This window comes from Polymorphobacter sp. (assembly GCF_051860865.1).
Taxonomy (GTDB): domain Bacteria; phylum Pseudomonadota; class Alphaproteobacteria; order Sphingomonadales; family Sphingomonadaceae; genus Sandarakinorhabdus.
This window is the reverse complement of the sequence record NZ_JBIMKZ010000104.1, coordinates 1-6836: the sequence shown is the minus strand read 5'-3', so window position 1 is coordinate 6836 and position 6836 is coordinate 1. Positions and strand designations below refer to the sequence as shown.

At 69.2% G+C, this 6836-nt stretch carries 6 protein-coding genes; 4 read left to right on the top strand and 2 right to left on the bottom strand.

Annotated elements, in window-relative coordinates; genetic code table 11:
• Together ACTIFJ_RS14345 and ACTIFJ_RS14340 are read right to left on the bottom strand one after the other, a co-directional pair.
• Positions 1 to 784 (bottom strand): hypothetical protein (locus ACTIFJ_RS14345; RefSeq protein ID WP_439534793.1); only part of this gene is annotated, 784 nt, incomplete at its 3' end.
• A gap of 72 nt (positions 785 to 856) precedes the next feature.
• The gene (locus tag ACTIFJ_RS14340; RefSeq protein WP_439534792.1) at positions 857 to 1762 is read right to left on the bottom strand and encodes a LysR family transcriptional regulator; all 906 of its coding nucleotides are present in this window, start codon (positions 1760 to 1762) and stop codon (positions 857 to 859) included.
• A gap of 83 nt (positions 1763 to 1845) precedes the next feature.
• Here ACTIFJ_RS14340 and ACTIFJ_RS14335 point away from each other — a divergent pair, with 83 nt between their 5' ends.
• From ACTIFJ_RS14335 to ACTIFJ_RS14320, 4 genes are all read left to right on the top strand, one after another.
• Positions 1846 to 2385, top strand: a complete 540-nt coding sequence (locus ACTIFJ_RS14335; protein WP_439534791.1) for a flavin reductase family protein — start codon at positions 1846 to 1848, stop codon at positions 2383 to 2385.
• 30 nt (positions 2386 to 2415) lie between these two features.
• Positions 2416 to 3441 carry an LLM class flavin-dependent oxidoreductase gene (locus tag ACTIFJ_RS14330; protein ID WP_439534790.1) on the top strand — a complete coding sequence of 342 codons (1026 nt, stop codon included), beginning with the start codon at positions 2416 to 2418 and terminating at the stop codon, positions 3439 to 3441.
• Positions 3442 to 4260: an alpha/beta fold hydrolase gene (locus ACTIFJ_RS14325; protein WP_439534789.1), complete on the top strand. Its 819-nt coding sequence runs from the start codon at positions 3442 to 3444 to the stop codon at positions 4258 to 4260.
• Between the two features lie 8 nt (positions 4261 to 4268).
• The coding region (locus ACTIFJ_RS14320) for a CocE/NonD family hydrolase (RefSeq protein WP_439534788.1) at positions 4269 to 6836 on the top strand (2568 nt) is incomplete at its 3' end.

The window sequence follows — 6836 nt, the reverse complement described above, 5'->3', positions numbered from 1 at the left end:
GATGGGCATCGAGCCCGGTATAGATCATCAGCCACCGCCGCCCTGTCCGCAACGGATTGGCCAGCACCTGCCGCGTCACCATCCCGCCGCGGTTCCAGTCCCAGCGACCGGCAGCCCATTGCAGCGGCCCCAGCGGCGTCCAGTCGATCCCGTCATCGGACACGAACACATCGGTATCATAATCGGCGATATCGAGGCTCGGCACCGTCAGCTGCATCACGAACCGCCGCCCGTCCCAGAACACATTGGGCCAGCTCGCATAGAGCCGGTCGGCCGCATAATCGATCAGCCCGCCACCCCCGGCCTTCCCCCGCACCCGCGTCCAGTGGACCCCGTCCGGGCTGCGCGCCAGCCCGGGCCGCATGCCGATCCCGGCCATCGCGCCGATCGCCTTGTTGGTGGAGGTCCGCACATCGTCGCCGCCGGCGAAATACCACATCAGCCATTCGCCCGCGCCGCGCGTCACATCGGTCAGCCCCACGTGCAGGGCGTCGAAATCCCCGGCCACGCCGCTCGGCGCGAACACCGCGCCGCCGGCCTCGTCGCCGTCGAACCGCGTCCAGCGCACCCCGTCGCGCGACGTCGCCAGCGCGATCCGCCCGCTGCCCAGCGGCGGCGGGCCGGCCATCGTCCGGTCCCGACAATAATACCACATCCGCCACAGCCCGCTCAGCGGGTCATGATCGACCACCGCCCCGCCGACCCGAAAGTCGTCGCACCGCCCCGCCGGCCCCGGTGCCAGCACCAGCCCCAGCCGCTTCCCGTCATCCCGATTGTCATCCATTGCGCCAGTCTTCCCCCGCCCCGGCCGGCGGGCAAATCATTTTTCCTGCTTCCCCCCATCAGTCCGCCCCGTTCAGGCGGCCAGCAGCCCCTCGCAGCTCTCGCGCAGCACCTCGCAGAACGCCTCCGCCGGCGGCGACAGCGCCGCCGCCGCCGATTCGACCATCACCAGCTCCAGCGCCATCGGCGGGTCGAGCGGCCTTACCTCGAAGACATCGCCATAGGTCCGCGTCGCCATCAGCAGCGCCGGCAGAATCGCGCACCAGTCGGACCGCGCGATCAGGTCGAGCGTCCCCATCATCGAGTTCATCTCGATCACCTCGGCAATCTCCGCCCCCTGCGCCACCAGATAGGAGCGCACCGTCTGCGCCCGCACATTGGCCACCCCGGGCAGCACCAGCTTCAACGGCCCCAGCGCCGCCGGCCGCACCGGCCCCTCGCCCTCATTGTCGCCGCCATCCTCACCCGGCCGCCGCGCCCGCACCATCATTTCGGGCGTCGTCATGAACGGCGTGATCCGCAGCCCCTGCACCGCCGGCATTGCCGGCACCACCGCCACATCCAATTCGCCGGCCAGCAGCGCATGGATCAGCGCCGCGCTATAGGCCTCGGTCACGCTCACCTTCACGTTCGGATGGCGGTGGCGAAACTGCATCAGCGCCGGCGCCAGCCCGGCCGCGTTCATCGTCGGCATCAGCCCCAGCCGCGCCTCGCCGGACAGGCCGTAGGAAAACTGCCGCAGCCGCTGAAAGGCATGGTCGCTGGCCCGCAGCGCCGCCAGGCAATGCTGGTAGAATACATCGGCCGCCGGCGTCGGCAGCACCCGCCCGCGCTCGCGGCGGAACAGCAGCACCCCATGCCGCGCCTCGAGGTTGCGGACATGCTGGGACACGCCCGATTGTGTCGCCCCCTCGCGCAACGCCGCCTGGGTGAATGACCGCTCCTCATAGGCGGCGATGAAAAGTTCGAGTGCACGCATAGGCCGCTCTATCAACAATACTGATGCATTCCACAATCATAAATCATTTTTGATTGCGGTCGATCGTTCGATAACCAAAGCGGATGGAGCGGGAGACGAAAATTGCCGACGGCACCGCCGTCGACACAAGTGTCGACACGGGGGCGTTGCGTACCGCGCTCGGTCGCTTCGCCACCGGCGTCACCGTCATCACCGCCCGGGCCCCCGATGGCCGCAACCTCGGCCTCACCGCCAACAGCTTCTCGTCGCTGTCGCTCGATCCGCCGCTGGTGCTGTGGAGCCTGCGCCTCGCCTCGGCCCAGCGCCAGGCGTTCAGCAACGCCGCCCATTTCGCCGTCAACGTCCTCACTGCCGAGCAGCGCCCGCTCGGCGATCGCTTCGCCCGCCCCTCGGCCTCGCCCGATGACGACCGTTTCGACGGGCTCGACTGGCGCCCCGGCCGCGGCGGCGCCCCGGTCTTCAACCATGTCCTCGCCAGCTTCGAATGCCGCACCAACCGGCTGATCGAGCTCGGCGACCATCTGCTGTTTATCGGCGAGGTCGAGCATTTCGCCTTCGCCGATGGCGCCCCCCTCATTTATGGCAACGGCCGGTACGCCGTACCCGCCGCGCTTGCCGCCTGATACTGGAACCTGATCGATGGACCCCCGCTAATGGATCTCGGCTTCTTCACCATGCCGATCCACCCGCTCGGCCGCAGCGTCACCGAAACGCTGAAGGAAGACCGTGAACTGGCGCTGATCTTCATCGCCTCGCTGATCTCGGCCACCAAGACCATCAAGCTCGGCACCGGCACCGTCAACCTGCCCTGCCACCATCCGGCCGCCGTCGCCGCCCAGGTGGCGATGGTCGATCACATGGCCGAGGGCCGCTTCCTGTTCGGCATCAGCCCCGGCGGCCTGCTGTCGGACGCCGAGGTCTTCGGCAACCTCGACAAGGACCGCACCGCGATGTTCCTCGAGGCGATCGACCATATCCTCGCCATCTGGACCACCGAGGCGCCGCACAAGCGCGAAGGCCAGTTCTGGTCCTTCTCCACCGAACGCACGACCATCGCCGATCTCGGCCAGGGCAGCATCATGAAGCCCTATCAGCGGCCGCATCCGCCGATCGTCGTCACCGCCGTGGCCCCCTTCTCCAAGGGCGTCACCGAAGCCGCCAAGCGCGGCTGGCAGCCGATCTCGGCCAATTTCCTGCTGCCGCAATGGGTCAAGACCCATTGGCCCAATTACGAGAAGGGCTGCCAGGAAGCCGGCCTCGCCGCCTCGCCGGCCCATTGGCGCGTCGCCAAGAGCATCTTCGTCGCCGACGATCTCGCCACCGCCAAGCGCTACGCCACCGAGGCGCAGGGCCCTTACCATCAATATTACCGCTCGATCGTCACCAAGATGCTCGCCAACGGCCGCGCCAATCTGTTCAAGCGCGACCAGAAGGCGCCGGACAGCAGCGTCACCGTCGAGAGCGTCGTCGACGACCTCGTCATCTGGGGAACCCCGGACAAGGTCGCCGATGATCTCCAGGCCTTCCGCGAGACCGTCGGCGATTTCGGCACGCTGCTCTATGCCGGCCATGACTGGGCCGACAAAGCGCTCGCCCTCCGTTCGATGGAGTTGATGGCCGAGCAGGTCATGCCCCAAATCAACGCCGCCACCCGCCCCCCCACCCGCCTCGCCAGCTGAATGACCAGCGCCCAGGCCTTCCACATCCCCAGCGCCGACGGCGAGGCGATGCTTCACGCGCGCCTCGATGGCCCCAGGTCCGCGCCTGTCCTCACCCTGCTGCACACGCTGGCCACCAGCACGGCGCTCTACAACCCCAACATCCCGGCGCTCGCCGCCGATTACCGCGTCCTGCGCCTCGACATGCGCGGCCACGGCCGCAGCACCGCCGGCACCCGCCCACGCTGGACCATCGCCAGCCTAGCCGCCGACGTCCTCCACGCCTGGGACCATCTCGGCATCGACGCCAGCCACCTGCTCGGCCTGTCGATCGGCGGCATGATCGGGCTGGAAGCCGCGCTCGCCCATCCGGCCCGCGTCCTCAGCCTCGTCGCCGGCGATTGCCGCGCCGACGCCCCGCCGCCCTTCCTCGCGCTCTGGCCGGCCCGCCGCGACCTGCTCGAGACCGGCGGCCTCGCCGCCGTCGCCGACGCCACCCTGCCGACCTGGCTGACCCCCGCCGCCGCCGCCGAGGCCGTCGCCGAGGCCCGCGCCATGATCCTCGCCACCAGCCCGGCCGGCTATGTCGCCGCCACCCATGCGCTGGAGACCGTCGACATCCTGCCCCGCCTCCCCGGCCTCGCCGTCCCCACCCTCTATCTCGCCGGCCGCGAGGACGGCGCCTTCCCCGCGGCACTCGCCGCCATGCAGCAGGCCACCCCCGGCAGCCGCCTCCACCTGATCGACGCCACCGCCCACCTGCCCAATCTCGAGGCCCCCGAGGCCTTCGCCGCCGCCGTCCTCCCCTTCCTCGCCCAGCACACAAGAGCCCCGGCATGAGTTCCAGCATGAGTTCCAGCATGAGCCAGATCGCCATCCTCGGGCTCGGCACCATCGGCGGCGCCATGGTCACCCACCTGATCGCCGCCGGCTACACGGTCGACGGCCATGATCCGGACGCCCAGGCCAGCGCCCGCGCCCGCGCCGCCGGCGCCACCATCGCCGCCACCCCCGAGGCCCTCGCCGCGACCCCCCACCCGCTGATCCTCAGCCTGCCCAGCGCCGAAGCCGCGCTCGCCGTCACCGACATCATCGCCCGCGCCGGCACCGCCCCGCTGGTCATCGATACCAGCACGCTGTCGCTGGCCACCAAGCAGCAGATGGCTGCCCGTCTCGCCGAGGCCGGCATTCCCCTCCTCGATTGCCCGATCAGCGGCACCGGCGCCCAGATGGCCGCCAGGGACGCCGTCGTCTACGCCAGCGGCGACCCCGCCCCCCTCGCCGCCGCCCGCCCCTTCCTCGCCGCCATCGCCCGCGAGGTCATCGATCTCGGCCCGTTCGGCAACGCCACCCGCATGAAGCTGGTCGCCAACCACCTCGTCGCGCTCCACAATGTCGCCACCGCCGAGGCGATGCTGCTGGGCCTCAAGGCCGGCCTCGACGCGCAGGCGATCATCGCCGCCATCGGCCAGGGCGCCGCCCAGTCGCGCATCTTCGCGCTGCGTGCCCCCCTCGTCGCCGCCGACCAGTATGAGCCCGCCCAGATGAAGCTCGGCGTCTGGGCCAAGGACATGGCGCTGCTCGCCGATTTCGCCCGCAGCCACGGCGCCGCCACGCCGCTGCTCGATGCCGTCCAGCCGCTTTACGCCGCCGCGCTCGACGCCGGCCTGTCGCAGGCCGACACCGCCGCCGTCGCCCGCGTCCTCGCGGCGCACCAGAATACCGCCGTGCCAGCCATCCCCGCCGGCACGGCGGTACCCGCAGTACCCAATTTCAGCCTCGGCAGCGAAATCCGCGACGGCATGCGCATCGATTGGGACGTCCCCATCACCATGTCGGATGGCCTCGTCCTGCGCGCCGACGTCTTCCGCCCGGTCGAGGACGGTAACTACCCGGTCCTGCTCACCCACGGCCCCTATGCCAAGGGCCTGTCCTTCCAGCAGGGCTATCCCAGCGCCTGGAAGACGATGGCGGACAACCATCCGGACGTCACCGCCGGCTCGTCGAACCTTTACCAGAATTGGGAAGTCGCCGATCCCGAGAAATGGGTCCCGCACGGCTATGCCTGCGTCCGCGTCGATTCCCGCGGCTGCGGCACCTCGCCCGGCTTCATCGACCATTTCTCCCCGCGCGAGACGCAGGATTTCTACGAATGCATCGAATGGGCCGGCGTCCAGCCCTGGTCCAACGGCAAGGTCGGCCTCAACGGCGTCTCCTATTTCGGCATCAACCAGTGGCAGGTCGCCTCGCTGCAGCCGCCGCACCTCGCCGCCATGTGCATCTGGGAAGGTGCCGCCGATTTCTACCGCGACATGACCCACCATGGCGGCATCCTCAGCACCTTCTGGGCCAATTGGTCGGACATGCAGGTCAAGACCGTCCAGCACGGCATCGGCGAGCGCGGCCGCCGCAGCCTCGTCCATGGCGCGCTCGTCTGCGGCGACACATTGCTCGATGACGAAACGCTCGCCGCCAACCGCTGCGACTTCGGCAACGACATCTTCGCCCACCCGCTCGACGACGACTATCACCAGGTCCGCTCGCCGGACTGGTCGAAGGTCACCGTGCCCTTTCTGTCGGCGGCCAACTGGGGCGGCCAGGGCCTCCACACCCGCGGCAATTTCGAAGGTTTCACCCGCGCCGCGAGCCCGCACAAATGGCTCGAAGCGCACGGCCTCGAACACTGGACGCATTTCTATACCGATTACGGCCGCCATCTGCAGAAGCGCTTCTTCGACCATTTTCTCAAGGGCGATACCAGCAGCTGGCAGGACGAGCCCCCGGTCCGCCTCCAGGTCCGCCACCTCGACCATTTCGAAGACCGCACCGAGGCCGCCTGGCCGATCCCGCGCACCGTCTGGACCAAACACCATCTAGATCTTGCCACCGGCATGCTGGCCGACGCGCCGACCCACGCCGACCCCGTCTCCTTCGCGGCCGACGGCGATGGCCTCACCTTCCTCGCGCCGCCCTGCACGCACCCCACCGAGATCACCGGCCCGCTGGCGCTCCGCCTCCACGTCTCGTCGAGCACCGTCGACGCCGACCTCTTCGCCGTGGTCCGCGTCTACACGCCGGACATGCGCGAAATGGTCTTTCAGGGCGCCATCGATCCCCACACGCCGATTGCCCAGGGCTGGCTGCGCGCCTCGCACCGCAAGCTCGATCCCGCCCTCAGCCAGCCGTGGCGCCCGTACCACAGCCACGACGAGCTGCAGCCGCTCAGCCCGGGCGAAATCGTCACCCTCGACATCGAGATCTGGCCGACCAGCATCGTTGTCCCCGCCGGTCACCGACTGGCGATGACCGTTCGCGGCAAGGACTATGATTACGGCCATTCGGGCGGCAAACAGTCCAACTTCAAGAACGAGCTGCGTGGCTGCGGCCCGTTCCTGCACAATGATCCGCGTGATCGA

Coding starts and splice junctions, on each gene's coding strand:
- ACTIFJ_RS14340 (WP_439534792.1), bottom strand. CDS start 1,762: ATGCGTGCACTCGAACTTTTCATCGCCGCCTATGAGGAGCGGTCATTC.
- ACTIFJ_RS14335 (WP_439534791.1), top strand. CDS start 1,846: ATGGAGCGGGAGACGAAAATTGCCGACGGCACCGCCGTCGACACAAGT.
- ACTIFJ_RS14330 (WP_439534790.1), top strand. CDS start 2,416: ATGGATCTCGGCTTCTTCACCATGCCGATCCACCCGCTCGGCCGCAGC.
- ACTIFJ_RS14325 (WP_439534789.1), top strand. CDS start 3,442: ATGACCAGCGCCCAGGCCTTCCACATCCCCAGCGCCGACGGCGAGGCG.